Raw genomic sequence first — 24,198 nt, 5'->3', positions numbered from 1 at the left:
AAGTAAAACTTCAGAGATTTTAGCTGAATTGGTAAATGAAGATAAGTTAATAATTCGAAGAGGTAAAGGCCCGGGCACCTATTATACGCTTAAAAAAGATAACAATTGATGGCAAATATGATATCTGAATCAGATACCAGAGCGAACTTTATTGATCCCGAATTGGCTCACAGCCGAGATTTCCCCCATTTTGTTGGACAAATGTTTGACAAATTTTCAGCTTCAAAAACAAAAAAGCCTTGAAAATCAGGTGATTAACAAGGCTTTAAGTACTCGGGACGGGACTTGAACCCGTACGGCCATAATGGCCATTGGATTTTAAGTCCAACGTGTCTACCAATTCCACCACCCGAGCGTGGTATATTTTATATGAGCGAAAAACGGGATTCGAACCCGCGACCTCCACCTTGGCAAGGTGGCGCTCTACCAACTGAGCTATTTTCGCGTGTTTAAAAGAACTTCCACATTTTTAGTGGCTGCAATAGCGTATTGCGGATGCAAATTTAATATAAATCTTATAATGTCAAAGGCTTTTTTAAAAAAATAAAGAAAAACTTAAAGAAAAAATTCCTTCAGTAATTCATAGCCTAAATTGAAAATTTACAACTCATTGTTTACCAATACTTAATACTCTTTCTCACTATTTTTTACTAAAAACCCCACAACCGCCAACAGAAAACCATCTAAGCCTTCTCTTTAGACTTTTCTTTACCTACAAGGGTTCTTTTAATCTCGTTTAACTTCATTAAAGCCTCTACCGGTGTAAGTGTATCTATATCTATATGTAAAACCTCTTCTTTTAATTCTTGCAGAATAGGATCATCTAGATTAAAAAAACTTAGCTGCATCTCTTCTTCGGCCGATTTCTTTAAAAGCTCCCCTGAGTCTTCCATTTTATGTGACTTTTCAAGCTTTTTTAAAATTTTATTGGCTCGGTGCAATACCTGTTGCGGCATTCCGGCCATTTTGGCCACGTGAATCCCAAAACTATGCTCACTACCTCCAGGTACCAGCTTTCTAAGGAAAAGCACATTGTCTTTTAGTTCTTTTACCGAAACATTAAAATTCTTGATCCGCTCAAAAGTATCGCACATTTCATTGAGTTCATGATAATGCGTTGCGAAAAGAGTTTTAGGTTTGGCAGGGTGTTCATGTAAATATTCACTTATAGCCCAGGCAATAGAAATACCATCGTAGGTACTGGTCCCACGGCCAATCTCGTCTAGAAGCACCAAACTCCTGTCTGAAATATTATTCAAGATACTGGCAGTCTCGTTCATTTCTACCATAAAAGTAGACTCGCCCATAGAAATATTATCGCTGGCCCCAACCCGGGTAAAAATCTTATCTACCAGGCCAATATTAGCAGCTTTTGCCGGTACAAAACTTCCCATTTGCGCCATTAATACAATAAGCGCGGTTTGCCTCAATATCGCCGACTTACCACTCATGTTAGGGCCGGTAATCATAATCACCTGCTGGTTTTCCCGATCTAAAACAACATTGTTGGTTACATAAGCTTCTCCTATTGGCAATTGCTTTTCAATAACCGGGTGCCTGCCTTCCTCAATATTTAGATCGTGATTTTCCTCAATCTCAGGCTTACAATAATTTTCGGCTTTGGCCTGTTCAGCAAAAGAACACAAACAGTCTAATTGAGCAATAAGTTGGGCGTTTTGTTGTACCGGTTGAATATAATCGTTCATCCAAGTTACCAGCTTGCTAAAAAGCTGCTGCTCCAACTGCAGTATCTTCTCCTCTGCCCCTAAAATCTTGGCTTCATATTCCTTTAATTCTTCAGTGATATACCGCTCGGCATTCACCAGAGTTTGTTTTCTAATCCAGTTTTCGGGAACTTTATCTTTATGGGTGTTGCGCACTTCAATATAAAACCCATAAACATTATTACTACCTATTTTAAGCGAAGAAATCCCGGTGGTTTCGGTTTCGCGCTTTAGCATATTATCCAGGTAATCTTTACCTGAAAAAGCTATTTTTCGCAATTCATCCAATTCTTCCGAAAAACCTTCGGCTATACAATTTCCTTTTAAAATATTTACCGGCGCATCTTCGTGCAAACTTTCGGTAATTTTGCCCCGAAGCACCTCGCAGGCATGCAAATTATCGCCAATTACTTTTATCGCTTCATTTTTGCTTTTTAGGGCTAATTCCTTAATGGGAATAATTGCCTGTAATGAATGATTAAGCTGAAGCACCTCCCGCGGGGTCACTTTTCCCGTAGCAACCTTAGAAATTAACCGCTCCAGGTCGCTTATTTTTTTAATGTTTTGCTGAATCTCTTCCAATACCAAAGGATTTTCAAGTAAAAATCCTACCACTTCATGGCGTTTTTTCACTTTATCGGCATTCTTTAAAGGAAGGGCAAGCCAACGTTTTAACAACCTACCACCCATTGGCGAGATTGTTTTGTCAATAACATCCAACAGGGTTACGGCATTGGCAGCAGTAGAATGGTATAGTTCCAGGTTTCTAATAGTGAAGCGGTCCATCCAAACATATTCCTCTTCGGCAATACGATTTATGGCGGTAATATGCTGCAGTTTGCGATGCTGGGTTTCGGCCAGGTAATGCAAAATAGCCCCCGAGGCAATAATGCCTTCTTCCAGGTGCTCTACCCCAAAACCTTTTAAAGATTTTGTTTGAAAATGCCCGTTTAAGGTCTCGTAAGCAAAATCCTGTTTAAAAATCCAATCTTCGAGGTAGAACGTATGAAAGTCTTCCCCAAAAATTTGCGCAAAATCTTTCTTGTTTTTCTTCGGAATCAAGACCTCACTAGGGCTAAAATTCTGAAGTAATTTATCTATATATTCTGAATTGCCCTGTGCAGTGAGAAACTCGCCGGTGGAAACATCTAAAAACGAAACTCCAAAGATTTTCTTTCCGAAGTGAATGGCACATAAAAAATTATTCGATTTACTCTGAAGCACCTCATCGCTTAAAGCCACACCCGGGGTCACCAACTCGGTCACCCCGCGTTTCACTATTTTCTTGGTCATTTTAGGGTCTTCCAGCTGGTCGCAAATTGCTACCCGCTCCCCGGCCTTTACCAGTTTTGGCAAATAGGTATTTAAAGAATGATGGGGAAACCCGGCCAGCTCGGTGCGCTCGCCACCATTATTCCTATTGGTGCAAATAATATTAAGGATTCTGGCGGCTTTTACCGCATCTTCACCAAAAGTCTCATAGAAATCGCCCACCCTAAATAATAATAAGGCATCTGGATACTTTGCCTTTATAGCATTGTATTGCTTCATCAATGGGGTAACTTTCTGAGGTTTTTTTGCTGCCAAAATGCTTACTTTTAATTTCTTGCTAAAGTACAGAATCCCACTTTTTCAAAGGAAAATATCCCGTATAAGTTATTTATTTTTTTCCACAATTATACCGGTAGTATTTCCCCAATCGATCCATTTTCTGTGGGAATTAATTGATAAATCTTTTTTGGCTCCAGGCCCTTTTCTTTCCTATGTGAAACAAAAATTATTGCAGTTTCACTTTCTCGAGCAATCAGTTTAATAAGCGATATAATTTCCAGGGCACTCTTATCGTCTAGCGCATTGGTGGGCTCATCTAAAATAAGCAAGGCCGGATGCTTAATCATAGCCCGCCCAATTAAAACAATTCTTTGCTGAAGTTCAGATAAACCGGTAAAAATAGCGCCTGAGAATGATTCTATTCCCAATACCTTTAACCAGGCTTTTGCAGTTCTAACTTCTTTATCGCTGGGTTTTTGATACAGGCCTATGCTATCTCGCAACCCTGAAATTAACATTTCCAGAACGCTGTTCCTTCGGGTAAAAAGCTCGGTAAGGGAAGGCGAGAAATAACCGATTTTTTTCTTTATTTCCCACACACTTTCACCGCTACCTTTTTTACTGCCAAAAAGATATAAATCTACACCATAAGCCTTTGGATTATCACCATAAATCATAGAAAGCAAGGTGGTTTTTCCAGATCCATTGGGCCCAATAAGTTGCCAAAAGTCAGCTTTCTTAATTTCCCAGTTAATATTTTTTAAAATAGCTTTTTCCTTATACGAAACAGAAACCTCATTCATTTTTACTAAAGCCTCCGGAATTTCAGAAAAAACATTGGGTGCCGGTGGAATTGTTGATATAGCTGAAAACGCTGTTTGGCCCCGGGCTTCCAGGAATTCAGAAACAGACATTAAATTTGTGATATCTTGGTTCTCCACTCTTAAAATTGAACCTATAAATGGCAATAAATCTTCCTGCCTATTGAATAATTGTATTATAGCGGTTTCAACTGAAACTCTTTCCAGGCTTGATCTTAACGCCTTAACTGAAGTTTTATCTAAACTATCAAATGCATTGTCCAAAACCAGAAAATCTGGTTCTTGCAACAATAAATAATTCAGTAAAGCTTTTCGCTTTTCACCACTGGAAAAAGTCCTTAACGAACGATTCTCACCCGTAACTAAAACAGAATTTCCGTGTTTAGCATCTTCTTCAATAAATTTATCTAAAACTACTTTCGAAAAGAGTAATCCTTTTTTTCCTTGCAGTTCCTGTAATTCGGCCGGAGCATTGCCTATTAAAAGTTCTTGCATCCATCTTCCTTTCAATGAAACATCAGTTCCAGGTATGCCGTAGTGTTTAATTTTCATGTATATACTTTTCTGTTTCAGCCCTTCAGGCTGAGATGTAACCGAGACGGCGTGTATGGTTAAAGTGTATTAGCCTTTCAGGCTTTTCTAAAACTACTAACATATAGTTTATTTAGAGCAGCATAACTAAAAGTAAGGCTGCAGGCCTTACACAGCACAACGAGTAGCTTCGCTTCTTGAGAAATAGCCGCTACACGCAACTCACATCTCAACCACATAAATCCTCAGGCTGAAGGCCTGAAACACCTCGCTACTTATCTCCAAAAATACTTCGTATCATAATTGTTTAGTTTATAATCTTTTATAAACTTCTCGACTTCATCTTTATAACTCACAATTTTATGATGTTCTTGTTGTCTTATTATATAATTCTTTACAATTTCAACTTTGTAACTACTTATCGAAAACGCACCATAACCACCTTGCCAGGTAAAACCTGTAACTCCCTGCTCCTTCATCCATTTTGAAGATTGTTTCTTCACCTCTTCAACCACTTTTGCCAGTGAATAATTTTTAGAAAGCCGAAAGAGAATATGAATATGATCTGGCACAGAATTGATCTTTAACGCCGGACTTTCCAAATTCTTTAATATGCCAGCGATGTAAGCGTGCAAAGAATCCGATACATTTTCATTGATATAAGGATATCTGAATTTAGTTCCAAAAACCAGATGGATATACATCTGCGATAGTGATTGCCCCATTTTTTCTTTTTTAGAGATTTGAATTTGAGGCTAGGTACTAAGTTAGATTTTTTTTAATAAAAATTAAAGTACAGTGAAATTAACTTTATTGATATCCCTGCGCCTGTAAATTGAACAATTCGGCATAAAGTTTATCGTTTTCCATAAGTTCTCTGTGGGTTCCAATTTCCAATACTGCACCATTCTTTAAGACCATAATTCTATCGGCAATTCTTACCGTACTAAAGCGGTGCGAAATAATAACCGCTGTTTTTCCTTCGGTTAATTTAATAAACCGGTCAAAAGCTTCGGTTTCGGCCCTTGCATCTAAGGCCGAAGTGGGTTCATCTAAAATTAAGACCTCAGCATCTTTCATATAAGCGCGGGCAATCGCTATTTTTTGCCACTGCCCTCCCGAAAGATCTTTTCCCTGCTTAAAACGCTTACCCAATTGCTGGTCGTAGCCTCCAGGTAAATCGGAGATCACCTCATTGGCCAAACTCTTCTCGGCGGCACTGTCTATTCTTTCCTGGTTTTGAATTTCTTCAATTTCACCCATGGCAATATTTTCCCGAAGCGTAAGCTCAAACTTTACAAAATCCTGAAAAATCACTCCGAAGTATTGCTGATATTGGGTTTGATTATATTGTGTTACAGGGATGCCATCTAGCAGAATTTCTCCTTCTGTAGGTTCATAAAACCGAAGTAATAATTTGATAAGCGTGGTTTTTCCGGCACCATTTTCACCCACAAAGGCCAGTTTTTCGCCAGCTTTTAATTCAAAGTTTATATTGCGCACCACCCAGGCTTCAGATTTCGGATATTTAAAGCCTACGTTTCTAAACTCAAAGCCTTTTTTTATTTTCTTCGGAAGGGATAATTTTTCTTTTTCCAATTCTTCAGAATATTTCAGATCCAGGAATTCAAAATAATCCTGAAGATAAAGTGCACTTTCAGTAATAGCCGTGAAACGGGTGAAAAAACCCTGTAATTTAGACCTCAACCTGTTAAAAGACCCGGAAAGGAACGTTAGATCGCCCAGGCTAAAGATTCCTGCTACGGTTCTAAAAACAATTAAGAGATAAGCACCGTAATAAGCTCCCGTACCTATCACATTAAATAGCGAGCCCCAGCCGGCACGCTGTTTCGCAAGTTTCTTACTCATTAAATAATAAGTATCAGAAAGATTTTTAAATCGGTCTGCCAGGTAATTAGAAAGGCCAAAGAGCTTCACCTCTTTCGCGGTGACATCGCTGGCACCGGCATAACGCAAATAATCGAGTTCGCGACGCTCCTGTGTCCAGCTTCGCGCCAGGGAATAACTGGTGCCGCTAAATTTAATTTCATTAATTATTGTAGGAACTACCGAAACTACCAATAATATAATAAGCCAGGGCTCAAAAGCTACTACCCCGGCGAGTAAGGTGAAAATAACCACCAAATCTTCGGCCTGGGTAAGAATATTAGACATTAGCCCAACCCTACCCGTAGTTTGTTGGCGGGCGCGTTCTAATTTATCATAGAATTCAGCGTCTTCTAACTGATCTAAATTTAATTCTGAAGTTTTTTTAATGATACGAACCGAAGTATCTATTGAATATTGATCGGCAAGAAGCGCATCGGTTAAGCTAATGGCCCTACTCATTAGATCAGACAAAATAGCCAATCCAAATTCAGCGGCTACCAACCACCACAGTCTTTCCAGGTCTTTGGTTTCAGCAGAAATTTGTAAAACCACCTCATCGATAATCAATTTCCCCACAATAAGGATAATTACCGGAAGTACAGCATTTACAGTTCTCGACAATAGATTAGCATAAAAAAGCCACGGATTTACCTTCCTGATTTCTTTAAAAAACCGGGGAACAAATTTTAGGGATTCGAAACTTCCCTTAAACGAAACTTTATTGGCTTCTAATGATTTTTTGGGTCTTGGCAAGGAGAATTTTTCTTTGCAAGTTAAGTGTAATTTTTAAAAATTTAAGTAATCTACCTCGGGGGTATTACACCCTTTGGCGGTGCCCATTAAAAGCATCGTAAAAAGTCTTCCGAAGAAAAGATGGAAAACCTATTTTTGTGCTATGGAAAACCGAAAGTTAAAAAACAGCGAATTAGATCGTAAATCTGTCTCAGAATTTAAAGAAGCTGAGAAAACCCCCATTATTGTGGTGCTAGACAATATTAGAAGTTTAAACAATATTGGTTCGGTTTTTAGAAGTGCCGATGCTTTTTTGATCGAGAAAATCTACCTGTGCGGAATTACTGCAAAACCACCGCATAAAGACATTCAAAAAACCGCTTTGGGTGCCACCGATACGGTTGCCTGGGAATATGTTGAAGACACACTGGAGGTTGTGGAAAAACTACAAAAAGAGCAAACTAAAGTTTTTGCTATTGAACAAGCTGAAGGCTCGGTAATGCTAAACAATTTTAAAGCCCAGGCCGGTGAAAAGTTAGCGGTTATTTTTGGTAACGAAGTAAAAGGTGTACAGCAAAAGGTAGTTTCGGCCAGTGATGGAATTATTGAAATTCCACAACTTGGCACCAAGCATTCTTTAAATATCTCGGTAAGTGTAGGTGTTGTGCTTTGGGATTTATTTTCTAAAATTTCACAAGATAACAGGGAACAAGCTTATATGGCCCACTAGTATTATTTCAATTAAGCTTTTATCTCTTCTAAAATAGAAAGATAATCGGCACGGTTATTTACAAAATCTTTCCCTGAAATATCTATAATCTGCACCTTCATATTGGTTTGGGTTTTTATAAAATTCAGATAGCTTTTATTAATTTCCACTAAATAATCGGGCTGGATGTTTTGCTCATAATCGCGACCGCGAACCTTGATATTCTCGAGTAACCTATCAGTGTTTTGATAGAGGTAAATATACAGGTCTGGTTTTACCAGTTCTTTGTACATTAAATGAAAAAGCTTGTAGTACAGGGCATATTCATCTTCATGCAAGGTTATTTTAGCAAAAATAAGCGACTTAAAAACATCGTAATCTGATATCACAAAATCTTTAAAAAGATCGTACTGCGCTAAATCATCGGAGAGCTGCTGGTATCTATCGGCTAAAAAAGACATTTCTAACGGAAACGCATACCGCTCTTTATTTTCATAAAATTTGGGCAGGAAAGGGTTGTCTTTAAATCTTTCTAAGATAAGTTTGGCATTAAAATCTTCAGAAACCATAGTCGAAAAACTGGTTTTCCCGGCTCCAATATTACCTTCTACGGCGATATAATTAAGTTTATTTAAATGAAAACTTTTTTTTGGGATTTCAAGTTTTTCAGAAATCGCATTTATTTGCGAATCATCCTGTACTTCTTGCAAGAGTTTTCCTATAGAAACTTTAAAAACAGGATGAATTTCCTTTGCGGCGATATCGGCTAACGGCAGCAAAACAAACTTCCTGTTTTGCATTGAAGGATGCGGCAGCACTAAATCTTTGGTTTCTAAAACTTCATTTTCAAAAAGTAGAATATCCAGGTCCAGGCTTCGGTTTTGGTAAGTCTTAGCATCAGAACGTACCCGGCCGGCATCGGCCTCTATCTTTAACAACTTGCGAAGTACCTCTTCAGCCGAAAATCTTGTAGAAACGGTAATACAGGCATTTAAAAAAGCATTTCCACTAAAACCCCAGGCAGGAGTTTCATACACCTGCGAGACCTGATGTATCTCGCCAATTTCTAAATATATGGTATGCAGTGCATTTTGCAGAAGCTCAAAGCGGTTGCCCACATTGCTTCCCAGGGCTATATGTACTAATTTAGGGGAATTCAAACTACGTAAGGAAAAGTTTTTTTAAGCTGGACTGTAAATTTCACAGCAAATTAAGTAAAACAAAATTACATACCCCTAATTTTGTAAGAAGACTTAAAAAATAAATTTGGATAGACTTTTACTAAAAGACCAACTTACAGCGCAACGCATTTACTTAATCCTGGCCGGGCTTTTTATAGCATCCCTGGTCGCCTCGAACTTAATTTTTCAAAAATTCTTTAGCTGGGATTTTTTTGGGATTTATACGTTCGAAGTCTCTGTGGGAATTTTACCCTATCCGGTTACGTTTTTAATCACCGATATAATTAGTGAGATCTATGGTAAGAAAAAAGCAAACCAGGTAGTGACTACGGGTATTTTTGCCTCGCTCTTTTCCTTATTGATTGTTTATACTGCAGATGCCGTACCGGCAACCGAATGGTCACCTATAAGCAATGCCTTGTTTACCCAGGTTTTTGGTGCTACCACTATAGCAGTCTTTGCCTCTATGGTTGCTTATTTACTGGCACAGTATATAGATATCCAGTTGTTTCATTTTTGGAAAAGACTAACCAAAGGAAAACATTTATGGCTTAGAAATAACTTTTCTACCTTCCTCTCACAGTTTGTAGATACGTTTTCGGTCTTGTTTTTGCTCTGTAGTTTTAATAAAATTGAATGGGAACTATTTGGTGGGTTGTTACTTAGCGGATTTTTGTTTAAAGTAATTGTGGCCGCCCTGGATACCCCACTCCTCTATGCCTCGGTTTATGCTTTTAGAAAGCGTTTTAATCTGAAACAGGGAGAAGAAATAGAATATAATTAATAAAATAAAGCTGTTTAAAAAGTTTTTAAAACGAGCTGTGTTTTACTCACGCTCATATTGATAGACAAGATTGAATTAAATAATAAAAAAATGAAAAAAGCATTTAAAATAATTGGTATTGCATTATTGGCAATTGTTATTATACTTGTTGCAGCACCTTTTTTATTCGAATCTCAAATAAAAGACTATGTGCGTAAAACCGCCAATAACAGTGTAGATGCCCAAATTGAATTTAGCGATATTGGTCTAAGCCTATTTAGAAATTTTCCTCAAGCTACGGTGGTAATTGAAAATTTTAGCGTGATTAATAATGAGCCTTTTAAAGGAGACACCCTTGCTATTGGTGAAGAAGCGCAGTTAGAAATGTCTATTAAAGAATTATTTAAGGGGGCCGATGAACCTAAAATTTTAGACAATATAAAAATTAACAATGCCTATTTAAATATTAAGGTAGATTCGCTTGGCAACGCCAACTACGATATTGCAATTGAAGATACTACCACAACTACCGGTGATTCTACTTCAACCGGATTTAGCCTTGATTTAAAGCATTATGAAATAAATAATTCGCGCGTAAAATATTTAGATGAAGGCCAAAATCTATTATTGGATGTAGAAGAATTAAACCACCAGGGAACCGGCGATTTCTCCCTTGCCACAAGTGAACTCGATACTAAATCTAATGCCCTGGTTTCTTTAGATTTTGATGGCGTAAACTATTTAAACCGAAACAAAGTCGCCCTTGATGCAGTAATCCAAATGGATTTGGAGAATATGCGTTACACCTTCCTGGAGAATAAAGCTACCATCAACCAATTACCACTTACTTTTGAAGGTTTTGTTCAGGTAAATGAAAACAATAATGAAATAGACCTAAGTTTCCAGACGCCTTCTTCAGACTTTAAAAACTTCCTGGCGGTAATTCCTGAAACCTATGCAAAAAACATTGAAAATGTAGAAACCAGCGGAAATTTCATTGTGAATGGAAAAATACAGGGTATTGTAGACGAGACCTATATCCCTAAAATGGATATAAAAGTAAGTTCAGACAATGCCTCTTTTAAATATCCCGAGCTACCAAAGAGTGTACAGGATATCAACATAGACCTACAGGTTCTAAACGAAACCGGAATCCTGGAAGACACCTATCTTACTTTCAATGATGTGACTTTTAGAATAGACCAGGATAAGTTTGCGACCAACGGAAGCGTAAAAAACCTAATGGGAAATATGCTTATAGATATGTCGTTACAGGGAACCCTAAACTTAGCGAACCTTAACAAAGCTTATCCCTTAGAACTGGAACAGGAACTAAATGGAATATTGACAGCCGATGTCACCACGCAATTTGATATGAATTCTATAGAAAAAGAACAATATCAGAATGTAAAAAGTAACGGAACCGCCAGTATTAGGAATTTCAGTTATAAATCGCCCGAAATTCCCAATGAGTTAAAGATCGCTAACGCTACTATGAATTTTAACCAGGGTAATGTGCGTGTTCCTGAATTAAAACTAAGTACCGGGCAAACCGATATTTCGGCTACCGGAAATATTGAAAACCTTATGGGTTTTCTATTTACCGATCAAAATCTAAAAGGGAACTTTAAAGTGAATTCAGATGTTTTTGCAATCAACGACTTTATGATTGCAGAAACGGAGACTGAAGCTGAAACCGGAGCTCAAATTTCTGCCCAGGCTACAAAAGAAGCGGTTAAAATTCCTTCATTCCTGGATACAGAACTGGCTTTTGCGGTAAACACGGTAATTTACGACAACCTTAAACTTAAAGATGCTAAAGGAAGTATTATTTTACGTGACGAAACCGCCACTTTACAAAATATTTCCACAAACATTTTTGGCGGAAATATAGCCCTAACAGGAAATGTTTCTACAAAAGGTACAACCCCTACATTTAACATGGACCTGGCGCTAAACGCATTAAATATAGCTGAATCGTTTAACGGATTGGAAATGCTACAGGGATTGGCCCCGGTAGCCCAGGCCTTGCAAGGAAAATTGCAAACCAATTTAAAATTAAATGGAAACTTAAATGAAGATCTTACCCCACAGCTCTCAACACTTGCCGGGAACGCCCTGGCCGAAATTCTTACGGCAGAGGTAAATCCCGAAAAATTAGCCTTGCTTTCCCGATTAGATCAGCAATTAGATTTTATTAATTTAAGTGACCTGGACCTGGATAAGCTAAAAACAAAACTAACCTTTAATGATGGGATGGTACAAATTGAACCCTTTAGTTTTAATGTAAAAGGGGTAGACGTTAAGGTTTCGGGTAGCCATGGATTTGATATGAATATGGACTATACCCTGGCCCTGGATGTTCCGGCCAAATTATTGGGCAGCCAGGTAGGAAATGCACTAAGCAAGTTAAGCGGGGACGAACTACAAAATATGATGGTAGCATTGCCCATTGGCCTAAAAGGAACTTTTCAAAATCCACAAATCAATATAAATATGCAACAAGCAGTAAGCAATCTTACCCAAAGAATTGTGGAAAAACAAAAAGAAGACCTTAAAGACCGTGGCAAGGATGCGATTAAAGATATAATTAACAAACAAATGGGTGGAAATCAACAACAGCAAACCGATAGCATTGCCTCTCAAGACTCTACCCAAACCCAAACTCCTAAAACAGAAGACAAACCTAAAAGCCAGGAGGAACAGGTTAAGGATGCAGCCAAAGATATTTTAGGCGGCATTTTTGGAAAAAAGAAAAAGCAAACGGACACCACAAGTAATTAAAAAATAAAGCCTCATAATTTCCTATTATCCTGGGAATTTATGAGGCTTTTTTAAAACCACCTTGGGTATTATATTCCCTGGCGATGCCAATAAAGTCTAATTTTGTCAAGCTGAAATTATTTCAACTTTTAGTATGTTTTAACTATCAATATCTTAGATGCTGAAATAAGCATGACGTCCTTTCAGCTTTATTCAATTAAAGTACTCCCAACTCCACTACAAAGCCTTCGTGGGCGCGAACGTTAAACACGGTACCGTCTTCAAAAATTAAATACTGGCCTTTAATTCCTTTTAATACTCCTTCATAAAATGGACTTTTCCCCAGGTTAAGGCTTTTTACCTTTTTTGGAAATTCCAGCACCGGAAAATCAATTTCAAGTTCTTTTCTATCGCCCAGGTAATATTCTTTAGCTTCCTCCGGGATAAAATCTTTTAATTTATCTCTTTCTTCAGCAAGGTTAAGATCTAAAACCTCGTTGGTTAGCATTTTTCGCCAGTTCGTTTTGTCTGATACGTGATCTTTTAAAGCTACTTCGGTAACTCCGGCAAGATACCTATTGGGCACCTCAACTATTTCAATAGCTTCGTGGGCTCCCTGGTCTATCCACCGGGTAGGAATTTGCGTTTTTCGGGTTACACCAACTTTTACATTGCTGGAATTAGCCAAATAAACTATATGTGGCTGTAATTGGGCTTGTTTTTCATAATCTAAATCCCGATCCTCTTCATCTAAATGAGCCTTGCTCAGTTCGGGTTTCATAATCCAATCACCTGCCTGCGGGATAGACGAGAAACAATCATAACAATACCCCTGCCGGAATATTTTCTTTTCCAATCCGCAGTTTAAACATTGAAAACGAAGGAAATTAAGGCTTATTTTTTTATTGAGTATTTGATTTATATTGATAAAATCGTCCTCAAAAACCAGGTAATATTGTACTTTATCTACAATTTCGGTTCTCATTTTTTTTAAAACGCCTTCGTATCTCATCATTTTTTCCCTATTTTTAACCGAAGTTGATTTGCAAGCTTCGAAGTTTAAATTATTTTTATCCAGCCAACCAGCTGAAGCATTCTCAGCGTATAAAGATATAAAGAATAATGCCAATTCCACTAGTAAACTCCGTGGCCTCCTGGTTCCTAAAGAAGCGAATTCACCAAATGGAGTTGTTTATAAAATACCCTCACGAAGTGCAACACGAGTTGCTAAAGGATTTACTTTCTAAGGCGAGAAACACAGAAATTGGCAAGAAGTACAACTTTGCGGAAATCAAAAATCCCCTTCAGTTTGCAGAGCGTGTTCCAATTCAAAAATATGAAGATTATGAGGCTTGTATTGAACGCAGCAGGCGGGGAGAAAATAATATTTTTTGGCCTACCCCTATAAAATGGTTTGCCAAATCTAGTGGAACTACCAGTGCAAAAAGTAAGTTTATACCGGTAAGTGAAGACTCCCTCGAAGATTGCCACTACAATGCAGGAAAAGACCTGCTTTGTATGTACTTAAACAACAATCCGCAGTCACAACTTTTTACAGGGAAAAGCTTACGATTGGGAGGCAGTAAGGAAATTTACAAAAACAACGGTACGGCATACGGAGATCTTTCGGCTATTTTAATTGCAAACATGCCTTTTTGGGCAGAATTTAGCAGCACGCCAAGCAACGAGGTTTCCCTTATGAACGATTGGGAAGTAAAGATGCAGGCAATTGTAAATGAAACAATTAAAGAAAATGTAACCAGCCTAGCCGGTGTACCCAGTTGGATGTTGGTGCTACTCAACAATATTTTGGAGACCAGCGGTAAAGAAAACCTGTTTGAAGTTTGGCCAAACCTTGAAGTTTATTTTCACGGTGGGGTAAGTTTTGATCCTTATGCACCGCAATATCAAAAGATTTTACCCAAAGAAGATTTTAGGTTTTATGAAATCTATAATGCTTCGGAAGGATTTTTTGCCTGCCAGGACCAGAACGATTCCAAAGAGCTTTTATTAATGCTGGACTACGGAATTTATTATGAGTTTATTCCTATGGATAGCTATGGAAGCGAACATGAAAAAGCTATTCCGCTAGCCGAAGTAGAAACAGGAAAAAATTATGCGGTGGTAATCACTACCAACGCGGGCCTATGGAGATATAAGATTGGTGATACAGTTAAATTTACTTCTACAAATCCTTATCGCATCAAAGTAACCGGCAGGACCAAGCATCATATCAATGCTTTTGGAGAAGAGTTAATTATCGAGAATGCCGAAGAAGCCTTAAAAAAGACTTCCCTTGTTACCAACTGTGAAATAGTAGATTATACCGCTGCACCAATTTTTATGAAAGGCAAAGAAAAAGGTGCGCATGAATGGATTATAGAGTTTAAAAATCCGCCGAAGGACTTTGATAAATTTAGGCATGAGTTGGATTTAGCCTTACAACAGGTAAATAGCGATTATGAAGCAAAACGCTATAATAATATGACGCTAAATATGCCGAAAATACACCAGGCACGAGAAAAATTATTCTACGATTGGCTTAAGAAAAATGACAAACTTGGCGGACAGCATAAAATTCCCAGGCTTTCTAATTCCAGAACTTATGTAGAAGAATTACTGGGAATGAATTCTCAGTAAAACAGATTACCTTTTTTAAAATATCAAAATGGTTTAAGCGAATTTCACATTAGAAGCTGAAATCCTTTATCTTAGAATGAAGTGTTAGATCCTGAAAATAAATTCAGTACGACGTTGAAAAAGCAGACTACTACGGTGCAAGCTCACGAAGCATTATAATTAAAAAAGACAATTCGATTAGGAGGCAGGCCCCAGAGTGTTTAATCTCGATTATCGAGTAAATCTCACAGGTTTTCAAAACCTGTGAGATTTATTATTCTACAATGTTTTCGAAACTTTATCTACAGCCTCAATGGTCTTATCTAGATCATCATAAGAAAGGGCATCGCTTATAAACCAGGTTTCAAAGGCACTTGGGGCGATATAAACTCCGTTTTCCAGCATTCCATGGAAGAATTTATTGAAAGTACCTAAATTGGCCGATTCAGCAGCCGAAGCAAAGTCGGTTACAGGTTCTTTTCCAAAATGTACCGAGATCATAGACCCCACTCTATTAATGCTGAAATCTATATTATTTTGCAACAGCACTTTTTCCATTCTTTCGTGAAGGTATGCGGTCTTTTTATCTATGCTTTCAAAAATTTCCCTATTACTATCCAGTTCTTTAAGCATAGCTAAACCTGCAGCCATCGCTAGTGGGTTTCCACTAAGGGTTCCCGCCTGATACACAGGACCAATCGGTGCCAGGTAATCCATAATTTCGTTCCTGGCGGCAAAGGCTCCCACGGGCAAACCACCACCAATCACTTTCCCAAAGCAAACAATATCAGCATTTACTCCCATTCGCTCCTGAACTCCTCCCGGAGCAAGCCTAAATCCTGTCATTACCTCATCAAAAATAATTAGAATCCCGGTTTCATCACAGATTTTTCGCAAGCCTTCCAGGAAACCTTCATTAGGGGGTATACAGCCCATATTTCCGGCAACCGGTTCCAGGATTATACAGGAAATCTCGCCTTTATTAGCTTCAACAAGTTTTTTTACATTATCAAGATCGTTGTATTTAGCAAGCAAGGTATCTTTTGCCGTTCCCTGGGTAACACCAGGACTATTTGGAGTGCCAAAAGTAACAGCACCGCTCCCTGCCTGAATTAGAAAGGAATCACTATGGCCGTGATAACAACCGGCAAACTTGATAATCTTTTCTTTCCCGGTAAATCCGCGAGCAAGTCTCACTGCACTCATCGTAGCTTCGGTACCCGAATTTACCATTCTAATCTTATCGATATTAGGCACCATTTTCACCGCTAATTCTGCGATTTTAGTCTCAATTTCGGTAGGAGTTCCAAAAGAAGTTCCTTTTTTTGCAATCGCAATTACCGCATCTATTACTGGTTTGTGCGCGTGTCCTAAAATTAAGGGACCCCAGGAATTTATATAGTCTATTAATTTATTTCCGTCTTCATCATACAAATAAGGTCCCTCGGCTTTCTTAATAAAAATGGGATCTCCACCTACTGCTTTAAATGCCCTTACCGGAGAGTTCACTCCGCCGGGAATCACTTTTTGCGCCGAAGCGAACAACTCGCTACTTCTTTTATAAATCATTGTTTTTTTATTCTGGAGAGATAATTACCAACATTTGTCCAACCTTAATATTGGTATCTCTTAAATTATTAAATCGTTGTAAGTCTTCTACCGTAGTATTGTGTTTTTTGGCAATTGCATATAAGGTATCTCCCTTTTTAACCCGGTATGTAACCGATTCTGGTTCTTCGGGAGTATAGGTATAACTTGGAGATGGCCTTTTTAATACATCTGCATCAAACTTATAAAGCTTATAGCGCTCTATCAAGCTTATCAATTTATCGGGATACTTTCTATCTGTGGCATAGCCCGCTTTTCTTAAGCCTCTGGCCCAACCTTTATAATCGTCTTTATCTAAATCAAACAAGGAGGCATAACGTTTCCTTTCGGTTAGAAAAAGAGAGTGATCTCTATAAGAATACCGGGCATCTTTATATTTTCTAAAACATTCTCCCCGGGCATCATCATCGTGATATACCTGGGCTCCTTTCCAGTCGTGACATTTTATCCCAAAATGATTATTTGAACGCATGGTTAAATCTCCTTTACCACCCCCAGACTCTAATATTCCCTGCGCCAGGGTGATACTTGCCGGAATATTATAAAGTCGCATCTCTTCCATAGCAACCGCTGCAAAATCCCTAATATAATCTTCCACAGTGTATAGACGCGGGTTTACCGGAGGTAATTTGGGTGCGCCACCCAGTGGTTTTACCCCTTCAATCCTATTGTTTTCAGAAGATTCAGCAATAACCCCTTCTTTTTTAGTGGTGATTACTTTTTTCTTGCTTCCACACGAAACCGCAAATAATGCAAAGAAAAACAAAATAAAAAACCGGTTAAATCTCATCTTAGTAATTGATTAAAGGCAAATTTTTCTTTTTTAAAAAGCTGTTCATTCCCATAATTCCCTGCAAACCTCCTGTATGTATTGCCAGAATTTTACTCCCGGAAGGGAAATATCCAGTTTTTACGAGGTCAAAAATACCAAAAACTAACTTTCCTGTATATACCGGATCTAACTGAATTTGATATTTTTCCCTGAATTTATTAATAAAACTGATTAATTGCGAATCTACCCTGGCATAACCACCAAAATGATAGTTTAGTATTAACTCCCAATTATCTTTAACGTCATTCTTTTTAATTTCTTCGGAAAGAAAATCACCTTTTAAAGCGGGAAAACCCAGGATTTTTTGATTTTCGGAAGATGCCCGTATCAAGCCCGAAAGTGTACCTCCAGTTCCTACTGAAGCGGCTATATAATTAAACTCTTTGTCTTTAGCACTCAAAATCTCTTCACAACCTTTTATAGCGAATGCATTGGTTCCTCCCTCGGGCACCAAATAAAAGTCCCCAAATTTTTCGCTCAAATGCTGCCGGAACTCCAAATTAGCTTTTTTTCGATAATCACCCCGGGAAACAAAGTAAAATTGCATCCCACAGGAATGGGCAAAATTTAAAGTTGCATTTTGCTTAAGTGTTTCCCCTAAATTCTCACCTAATTCCTTCCCCCTAATAACTCCTATAGTCTTTAGCCCGGCAAGTTTGCCTGCAGCGGCAGTAGCCGCAATATGATTGGAGTAAGCCCCCCCAAAAGTTAGTAAGGTATCTTTTCCCTGCTTTTCAGCTTCAAAAATGTTATATTTTAGTTTTCTAAATTTGTTCCCGGAAACTTCAGGATGCAGCAAGTCTTCTCGTTTTAGATAAAGGGAGGTTCCGTTTTTAAATTCGGTAATAAATTGATTTTCAGAAGAAATTTCAACATTAAAATTTAAAGGATTTGCCATAGCGCAAAGGTCTAAATTCTAAGACTAATCACCTATACAAATTTTAAAAATGCCCAGAATTTTCGCTCACTTAAATAGTTTTCCTTTACCTCCTGCGTGTAAGCTTCCCTCTCAAAACTAATGTTTTTATAGGCTAAAAAACGGTCTCTATATTGTAGTAATCGGAAAAGATATTCCAATAAATACCAGGCATAAAAAGGAATAATTAGTAATTCTATTTGTTGCCTAAGGTGAATTTTTTCGTGATTAATAAAAGTCTCGTCTCTTTTAAGATCGTGATTCTTCAAAATCACAAAAGGCCATAAGCTTGCACCTTTAAAAGATTTTCCCAGTAGATATTTGTTAACAATTAGAATCACGCCCGGAAGTTAAGAAATTGTACTTTTGCAATATGAGTTTTTCCAGAAAAAGAATTCCCTTAGAAGAAGGAGATTACTACACAACTCCAGAAGGTTATCGTTGTTTTACCGAGCAATATCATTTAAAACGGGGTTATTGCTGCGAGAGTGGTTGCCGGCATTGCCCTTATGGCTTCGATAAAAAAACCGGCAAACAATTATAAGTTATTTATTTTAGTAAGCCGATACTTCATTGCAGAATCCCCCATAACTTTGGTTCCATCCTCAAAAAGCTGTAACAGGTAATTTTCACCTACCTGAAAGTAAAACTTTTGGTGCTTTCCCAAACTAATGGTATTCCCTTGTTTATCCCATTTAAACTCCCCGGTTTCGTTGATACTTACATGCGTTTCTGATCTTCCAATATAATTTTGTGAAAGTTCATAGCCTAAATCCTGTTGTAAGAGAATTCTGGTTTCAATTCCCTCGCAATCTTCACAAGACAAAGTCCCTTTATATTCCCCGGCCCAATCCAACGAATTTTGCGAATTATGTGCATTATCAGGCTTAAAACCCACATCCTCTATGGTATGCTCCTCAACATTAGTTTCAGGTTCCTTTTCCTGATTTTTACAGGAAATAAAACAAAATAGACAGAGAATAATTGTAACATATTTCATAATATATTTCTTTAAAAGAGTGCTAAGTTTATAGAAAACGAAATTTAAAACTTATAAACTTAACATTTCTTATTAATATTGAATTTTATTGTAAATTATAATTTAATGGACTTTAAAGCTGAAATATTACAGGGAATCCCGGCTAAACTCCCTCCAAAAAAAGAATACAAAACCTTAGCCAATCACGCTCCAAAGCGCAAAGATATTCTAAATGCTGAGGAAAATAAACTTGCGCTTCAAAATGCATTGCGTTATTTTAAACCAGAGCATCACCAGGAATTATTACCGGAATTTAAAGATGAACTGGAACAATATGGCCGAATTTACATGTATAGGCTAAAGCCAGACTATCCCATGTATGCCCGTAGTATTGAGGAATATCCAGGAAAAAGTACCCAGGCAAAAGGAATTATGCTCATGATTCAAAACAATCTTGACCCCGAAGTTGCGCAACACACCGAAGAATTGATTACTTACGGTGGTAATGGGGCGGTTTTCCAAAATTGGGCGCAATACCGGCTCACTATGCAGTATTTAGCCCAAATGGAAGACGATCAAACCCTGGTTATGTATTCGGGCCATCCCATGGGCTTATTCCCTTCTCACCAGAATGCTCCCAGAGTGGTAGTTACCAACGGAATGATGATCCCAAATTATTCAAAACCCGATGATTGGGAAAAATTTAATGCACTTGGCGTAACACAATACGGACAAATGACGGCCGGAAGTTATATGTACATTGGTCCACAAGGTATTGTACACGGCACCACTATTACGGTCTTAAATGCCGGAAGAAAAATATCAAAATCGGGAGAAGGCCTGGAAGGAAAATTATTTGTCACCTCTGGCCTTGGCGGCATGAGCGGTGCCCAGCCAAAAGCAGGAAATATTGCCGGCTGTATTACCGTATGCGCCGAAATTAACCCAAAAGCAATACAAACCCGCCATAGCCAGGGTTGGGTAGATGAGGTAATCTCTGATGTAGCCTTACTTGCAAAACGGGTAAAACAGGCCAAAGAAAACAAAGAAGTTGTTTCTATAGCTTTCGAGGGAAACATTGTAGAAGTTTGGGAATATTTTGAAAAAGAAAATATTTATATCGATTTAGGTAGCGATCAGACTTCATTGCATAATCCATGGGCTGGTGGTTATTATCCGGCAGATTTGAGTTTAAACGAAGCCAATACCATGATGGCCGAAGCGCCCGCAAAATTTAAAGAGAAAGTACAGGAAAGTTTAAGAAGACAAACCGCGGCAATTAATAAACATACCGCTAAAGGCACTTATTTCTTCGATTACGGAAATGCCTTCTTACTGGAAGCTTCAAGGGCGGGAGCCGATATTCTTGCCGAAAATGGAAAAGATTTTAAATACCCCAGTTATGTACAGGATATTATGGGCCCCATGTGTTTTGATTACGGTTTTGGCCCCTTTAGATGGGTTTGTGCTTCAGGAAAAGAAGAAGATCTTGACAAAACCGATAAAATTGCTACTGAAGTTTTAGAAGAGCTGAAAAGAAATTCACCGGAAGAAATTCAGCAGCAAATGGCCGATAATATAAAATGGATAAAAGGGGCAAGAGAAAACAAACTGGTAGTGGGATCTAAAGCCAGGATTCTTTATGCAGATGCTGAAGGCCGAATGAAAATTGCCAAAGCTTTTAATGATGCTATTGGCAAGGGGGAAATTGCCCCCGTTATCTTAGGTCGTGATCATCATGATGTTTCGGGAACAGATTCCCCCTACCGGGAAACCTCTAATATATATGATGGCTCGCAGTTTACAGCCGATATGGCCATACAAAATGTAATTGGTGATAGTTTTAGAGGTGCCACCTGGGTTAGTATTCACAACGGCGGTGGTGTTGGCTGGGGCGAAGTGATTAATGGTGGCTTTGGTATGATTCTTGAAGGTAATACAGCGTCGGAAGAGCGTTTAAAATCTATGCTTTTCTGGGATGTTAACAATGGAATTGCACGCCGAAGTTGGGCCCGAAACAAAGAAGCAGTTTTTACTGCAAAAAGGGCTATGCAGATGGAGCCAAAACTAAAAGTAACTATCCCAAACCTGGTAGATCCGGCTCTCTTTGATATTAACACCTAAAACTATATTTTATGAAAGTCTTAAAAATTACTCCGGTTTTTTTACTGTTGGCTATCCTGCTAACCTCGTGCAGCAGCGTGCAAGTTGCCTCAGATTACGACAGGGAGGTAAACTTTAACCAATACAAGAGTTTCGCATTCTTTAAGCCCGGAATAGACAAAGCTGAAATTTCAGATTTGGATAAAAAAAGAATTCTAAGAGCTATAGAATCAGAGATGCAGCGTAAAGGTTTTACAAAATCAGAGAACCCAGACCTTTTGGTTAGTATTTTTACAAAAACCAATGAAAATATAAACATCTACCAAAACAACATGGTAGGTTGGGGATATGGCTGGGGTTGGCACCCATGGTACTGGGGCTCTGGATTTAACACGGTAAACCGTACCAGTGAAGGCACTCTTTACATAGATCTTATTGATGCTGAAGAAAAAGAATTGGTTTGGCAGGGAATGGGAACAGCCGCTTTAGCAAGTGATGTAGATAAAAAACAGGAAAGAATAAACGAAATTGTTAGGGAGATACTGGAAAAGTATCCCCCGGAAATCAACAAATAACCCAACAGATTTTTCTCAACAAAACGTCCCTTTTTTAGGGACGTTTTTATTTTTAAGCATATTTCATTGACATTTTATAATTTTCAGCTTAATTTCTTATCTTTATATTGAATTTTAGTTAATGATAATTATGCTCGATAACGTTGAATCTAATGCGATTTTAGACCGCTTGCCGGCCCATCTTCAACAATATATAAAACCACAAAATTACGATGATTATTCTCCTATAAATCATGCGGTTTGGCGTTATGTAATGCGCAAAAATGTTGATTATCTAAGTAAAGTGGCTCACGAATCTTATTTAGAGGGCCTAAAACAAACGGGGATTTCTATAGATCATATTCCAAATATGTATGGAATGAACCGGATATTAAAGGAAATTGGCTGGGCAGCTGTAGCGGTAGATGGGTTTATTCCGCCCGCCGCTTTTATGGAATTTCAAGCATTTAATGTTTTGGTGATTGCCAGCGATATACGGCAGCTGGAACATATTGAATATACCCCGGCACCCGATATTATTCATGAAGGTGCAGGGCACGCGCCTATTATTGCCAATCCCGAATACGCCGAATACCTTAGGCGTTTTGGCGAAATTGGTTGCAAGGCCATTTCCAGCGCCAGGGATTATGAAATCTATGAAGCTATAAGACATCTCTCCATCATAAAAGAAGCCGAAGACACACCACAGGAAGAAATTGAAGCAGCCGAAAAAAAAGTAGATAAGCTTCAAAATGAAACTGCCGAACTTAGTGAAATGGCCCAAATAAGAAATCTGCATTGGTGGACGGTAGAGTACGGGTTAATTGGCAGCATTGAGAATCCTAAAATTTATGGCGCCGGCCTTTTATCCTCTATTGGAGAAAGCGCCTGGTGTATGACAGATAAAGTAAAGAAAATACCTTATTCTATAGAAGCCTGCAAACAGGAATTCGATATCACCAAACCTCAACCTCAACTATATATAACACCAGACTTTGCCCATTTAAGTTTGGTTTTGGAAGAGTTTGCCAATAAAATGGCGCTAAGAAGAGGTGGACTTGAAGGTATAAAAAAGCTGATTAATTCTAAAAATTTGGGTTCTATAGAATTAAGCACCGGTTTGCAAATTTCGGGAGATTTCTCGAAAGTTATTGAACATGAAGGCAAGCCAATTTATATCCAAACCTCGGGAAAAACCGCCCTTTCTCACCGCGAGAAAGAATTGGTTGGCCACGGCGTAAAGAACCATCCAAACGGATTCGGATCTCCTATTGGCACTTTAAAAGGTATCAATTTAGCCATAGAAGATATGAGCCCCAGAGATCTTAGTGCTTATGGAATCTATGAAGGAAAAAAAATAGAACTGGAATTTGAAGGAGGTATAAACGTAGCCGGAGAAATTATTACCGGTACCCGAAACCTCCAGGGAAAAATAATTCTAATAAGTCTTAAAAATTGTAAGGTCACTTACAACCAGGAGATTCTTTTTAAACCCGAATGGGGCAACTACGATATGGCTATTGGTAAAGAAGTCATTTCGGCATTTGCCGGCCCGGCAGATAATCTTTCCTTCGATTTAATTACACATAAAACGTCGAGTACAACCATTAAAAGCAAGAGTACCCCAGAACGCGAGGAACTTGCTTCACTTTATGCTTCGGTTAGAAATATTAGGGAAGGAAAAAATGCAAAATTCTCGCTGGATGCTGCATTAGAGCTTCTACAAAAAGAGCATCCAAAAGACTGGCTACTCTCGGTTGAAATTTACGAACTGGCAGTAGGTAAACACGAAAAACTCGCTAAAGAGGCTTTACAAAACTTAGAACTCGTAAAATCCCGAAGACCCGATATTGCGCACTTAATTGATGGAGGCGTCAACCTTATAAATAGCCAATTGGTCAAAAATTAATTTTGAATTTATT

The 24,198-nt window shown here is 38.3% G+C and carries 19 protein-coding genes and 2 tRNA genes; 8 read left to right on the top strand and 13 right to left on the bottom strand.

The genetic code is table 11. The features are described from left to right. Positions 1–270 precede the first annotated feature (270 nt). The 6 genes from I6U50_RS05275 to I6U50_RS05250 form a co-directional block, all read right to left on the bottom strand. Positions 271–355 (bottom strand) — tRNA-Leu (locus I6U50_RS05275). Between the two features lie 17 nt (positions 356–372). Further along, positions 373–445: transfer RNA gene (locus I6U50_RS05270), tRNA-Gly, on the bottom strand. A 238-nt stretch (positions 446–683) separates the two neighbouring features. Then, positions 684–3,275, bottom strand: a complete 2,592-nt coding sequence (gene mutS / locus I6U50_RS05265; RefSeq protein ID WP_193711714.1) for a DNA mismatch repair protein MutS — start codon at positions 3,273–3,275, stop codon at positions 684–686. Between the two features lie 125 nt (positions 3,276–3,400). Beyond that, a complete protein-coding gene (locus I6U50_RS05260) occupies positions 3,401–4,648 on the bottom strand; it encodes an ATP-binding cassette domain-containing protein (RefSeq protein ID WP_198638093.1) in 1,248 nt (415 codons plus the stop codon). Between the two features lie 254 nt (positions 4,649–4,902). Continuing rightward, positions 4,903–5,352: an IS200/IS605 family transposase gene (tnpA, locus tag I6U50_RS05255; RefSeq protein WP_193711699.1), complete on the bottom strand. Its 450-nt coding sequence runs from the start codon at positions 5,350–5,352 to the stop codon at positions 4,903–4,905. Between the two features lie 85 nt (positions 5,353–5,437). Continuing rightward, on the bottom strand, positions 5,438–7,270 hold the full coding sequence (locus tag I6U50_RS05250; RefSeq protein WP_198638092.1) for an ABC transporter ATP-binding protein: 1,833 nt from the start codon (positions 7,268–7,270) through the stop codon (positions 5,438–5,440). A 142-nt stretch (positions 7,271–7,412) separates the two neighbouring features. On the opposite strand from I6U50_RS05250, the gene I6U50_RS05245 reads away from it, so the two are divergent. Next, positions 7,413–7,979 (top strand): RNA methyltransferase, encoded by a 567-nt coding sequence (locus I6U50_RS05245; RefSeq protein WP_193711701.1) that lies wholly within the window; start codon positions 7,413–7,415, stop codon positions 7,977–7,979. Positions 7,980–7,990: 11 nt separating this feature from the next. Here I6U50_RS05245 and folK read toward each other — a convergent pair whose 3' ends face one another. Beyond that, on the bottom strand, positions 7,991–9,118 hold the full coding sequence (gene folK, locus I6U50_RS05240) for a 2-amino-4-hydroxy-6-hydroxymethyldihydropteridine diphosphokinase (RefSeq protein ID WP_198638091.1): 1,128 nt from the start codon (positions 9,116–9,118) through the stop codon (positions 7,991–7,993). A gap of 106 nt (positions 9,119–9,224) precedes the next feature. Here folK and I6U50_RS05235 point away from each other — a divergent pair, with 106 nt between their 5' ends. Further along, the gene (locus I6U50_RS05235; RefSeq protein ID WP_198638090.1) at positions 9,225–9,923 is read left to right on the top strand and encodes a queuosine precursor transporter; all 699 of its coding nucleotides are present in this window, start codon (positions 9,225–9,227) and stop codon (positions 9,921–9,923) included. Between the two features lie 90 nt (positions 9,924–10,013). After that, positions 10,014–12,686 (top strand): AsmA-like C-terminal region-containing protein, encoded by a 2,673-nt coding sequence (locus I6U50_RS05230; protein WP_198638089.1) that lies wholly within the window; start codon positions 10,014–10,016, stop codon positions 12,684–12,686. A gap of 196 nt (positions 12,687–12,882) precedes the next feature. On the opposite strand, the gene I6U50_RS05225 is transcribed toward I6U50_RS05230, so the two are convergent. Next, positions 12,883–13,677, bottom strand: a complete 795-nt coding sequence (locus I6U50_RS05225) for a DUF2797 domain-containing protein (RefSeq protein ID WP_198629385.1) — start codon at positions 13,675–13,677, stop codon at positions 12,883–12,885. 110 nt (positions 13,678–13,787) lie between these two features. On the opposite strand from I6U50_RS05225, the gene I6U50_RS05220 reads away from it, so the two are divergent. Beyond that, the gene (locus tag I6U50_RS05220) at positions 13,788–15,305 is read left to right on the top strand and encodes a GH3 auxin-responsive promoter family protein (RefSeq protein WP_198638088.1); all 1,518 of its coding nucleotides are present in this window, start codon (positions 13,788–13,790) and stop codon (positions 15,303–15,305) included. A gap of 258 nt (positions 15,306–15,563) precedes the next feature. On the opposite strand, the gene hemL is transcribed toward I6U50_RS05220, so the two are convergent. From hemL to I6U50_RS05200, 4 genes are read right to left on the bottom strand one after another with little or no spacing between them, the layout of a single operon-like run. Then, positions 15,564–16,853 (bottom strand): glutamate-1-semialdehyde 2,1-aminomutase, encoded by a 1,290-nt coding sequence (hemL, locus tag I6U50_RS05215; protein WP_198638087.1) that lies wholly within the window; start codon positions 16,851–16,853, stop codon positions 15,564–15,566. 7 nt (positions 16,854–16,860) lie between these two features. Next, entirely contained in the window at positions 16,861–17,682 is an 822-nt protein-coding gene (locus I6U50_RS05210) for a glucosaminidase domain-containing protein (RefSeq protein ID WP_193712370.1), read from the bottom strand. A gap of 1 nt (position 17,683) precedes the next feature. Further along, positions 17,684–18,622: a 1-aminocyclopropane-1-carboxylate deaminase/D-cysteine desulfhydrase gene (locus I6U50_RS05205; RefSeq protein ID WP_198638086.1), complete on the bottom strand. Its 939-nt coding sequence runs from the start codon at positions 18,620–18,622 to the stop codon at positions 17,684–17,686. Positions 18,623–18,654: 32 nt separating this feature from the next. Further along, positions 18,655–18,981 (bottom strand): hypothetical protein, encoded by a 327-nt coding sequence (locus I6U50_RS05200; protein ID WP_193712368.1) that lies wholly within the window; start codon positions 18,979–18,981, stop codon positions 18,655–18,657. A 32-nt stretch (positions 18,982–19,013) separates the two neighbouring features. On the opposite strand from I6U50_RS05200, the gene I6U50_RS05195 reads away from it, so the two are divergent. Continuing rightward, complete coding sequence (locus I6U50_RS05195; protein ID WP_193712367.1) at positions 19,014–19,184, top strand: DUF5522 domain-containing protein; 171 nt, start codon at positions 19,014–19,016, stop codon at positions 19,182–19,184. On the opposite strand, the gene I6U50_RS05190 is transcribed toward I6U50_RS05195, so the two are convergent. Next, a complete protein-coding gene (locus tag I6U50_RS05190; protein WP_198638085.1) occupies positions 19,179–19,640 on the bottom strand; it encodes a copper resistance protein NlpE in 462 nt (153 codons plus the stop codon). The two genes, I6U50_RS05195 and I6U50_RS05190, sit on opposite strands and share 6 nt — an antisense overlap. 105 nt (positions 19,641–19,745) lie before the next feature. Between I6U50_RS05190 and I6U50_RS05185 the strand changes: the two genes are divergently transcribed. The 3 genes from I6U50_RS05185 (at position 19,746) to I6U50_RS05175 (ending at position 24,185) form a co-directional block, all read left to right on the top strand. Further along, positions 19,746–21,743, top strand: a complete 1,998-nt coding sequence (locus tag I6U50_RS05185; RefSeq protein ID WP_198638084.1) for a urocanate hydratase — start codon at positions 19,746–19,748, stop codon at positions 21,741–21,743. 11 nt (positions 21,744–21,754) lie between these two features. Next, positions 21,755–22,297 carry a DUF4136 domain-containing protein gene (locus I6U50_RS05180; protein WP_198629502.1) on the top strand — a complete coding sequence of 181 codons (543 nt, stop codon included), beginning with the start codon at positions 21,755–21,757 and terminating at the stop codon, positions 22,295–22,297. A 130-nt stretch (positions 22,298–22,427) separates the two neighbouring features. Beyond that, positions 22,428–24,185 carry an aromatic amino acid hydroxylase gene (locus I6U50_RS05175; RefSeq protein WP_198638083.1) on the top strand — a complete coding sequence of 586 codons (1,758 nt, stop codon included), beginning with the start codon at positions 22,428–22,430 and terminating at the stop codon, positions 24,183–24,185. Positions 24,186–24,198: the final 13 nt, after the last annotated feature.

It is taken from the genome of Salegentibacter maritimus (assembly GCF_016236975.1).
In the GTDB taxonomy this organism is placed as follows: Bacteria; Bacteroidota; Bacteroidia; order Flavobacteriales; family Flavobacteriaceae; genus Salegentibacter; species Salegentibacter maritimus.
This window is presented reverse-complemented; position numbering and strand designations above follow the sequence as displayed.

What these genes read in the sequence shown, in the direction of transcription:
- mutS (WP_193711714.1), bottom strand. Translation starts at nt 3,275, where the DNA reads ATGAAGCAATACAATGCTATAAAGGCAAAGTATCCAGATGCCTTATTA.
- I6U50_RS05260 (WP_198638093.1), bottom strand. Translation starts at nt 4,648, where the DNA reads ATGAAAATTAAACACTACGGCATACCTGGAACTGATGTTTCATTGAAA.
- tnpA (WP_193711699.1), bottom strand. Translation starts at nt 5,352, where the DNA reads ATGGGGCAATCACTATCGCAGATGTATATCCATCTGGTTTTTGGAACT.
- I6U50_RS05245 (WP_193711701.1), top strand. Translation starts at nt 7,413, where the DNA reads ATGGAAAACCGAAAGTTAAAAAACAGCGAATTAGATCGTAAATCTGTC.
- I6U50_RS05230 (WP_198638089.1), top strand. Translation starts at nt 10,014, where the DNA reads ATGAAAAAAGCATTTAAAATAATTGGTATTGCATTATTGGCAATTGTT.
- I6U50_RS05225 (WP_198629385.1), bottom strand. Translation starts at nt 13,677, where the DNA reads ATGAGATACGAAGGCGTTTTAAAAAAAATGAGAACCGAAATTGTAGAT.
- I6U50_RS05220 (WP_198638088.1), top strand. Translation starts at nt 13,788, where the DNA reads ATGCCAATTCCACTAGTAAACTCCGTGGCCTCCTGGTTCCTAAAGAAG.
- hemL (WP_198638087.1), bottom strand. Translation starts at nt 16,853, where the DNA reads ATGATTTATAAAAGAAGTAGCGAGTTGTTCGCTTCGGCGCAAAAAGTG.
- I6U50_RS05210 (WP_193712370.1), bottom strand. Translation starts at nt 17,682, where the DNA reads ATGAGATTTAACCGGTTTTTTATTTTGTTTTTCTTTGCATTATTTGCG.
- I6U50_RS05205 (WP_198638086.1), bottom strand. Translation starts at nt 18,622, where the DNA reads ATGGCAAATCCTTTAAATTTTAATGTTGAAATTTCTTCTGAAAATCAA.
- I6U50_RS05195 (WP_193712367.1), top strand. Translation starts at nt 19,014, where the DNA reads ATGAGTTTTTCCAGAAAAAGAATTCCCTTAGAAGAAGGAGATTACTAC.
- I6U50_RS05190 (WP_198638085.1), bottom strand. Translation starts at nt 19,640, where the DNA reads ATGAAATATGTTACAATTATTCTCTGTCTATTTTGTTTTATTTCCTGT.
- I6U50_RS05185 (WP_198638084.1), top strand. Translation starts at nt 19,746, where the DNA reads ATGGACTTTAAAGCTGAAATATTACAGGGAATCCCGGCTAAACTCCCT.
- I6U50_RS05180 (WP_198629502.1), top strand. Translation starts at nt 21,755, where the DNA reads ATGAAAGTCTTAAAAATTACTCCGGTTTTTTTACTGTTGGCTATCCTG.
- I6U50_RS05175 (WP_198638083.1), top strand. Translation starts at nt 22,428, where the DNA reads ATGCTCGATAACGTTGAATCTAATGCGATTTTAGACCGCTTGCCGGCC.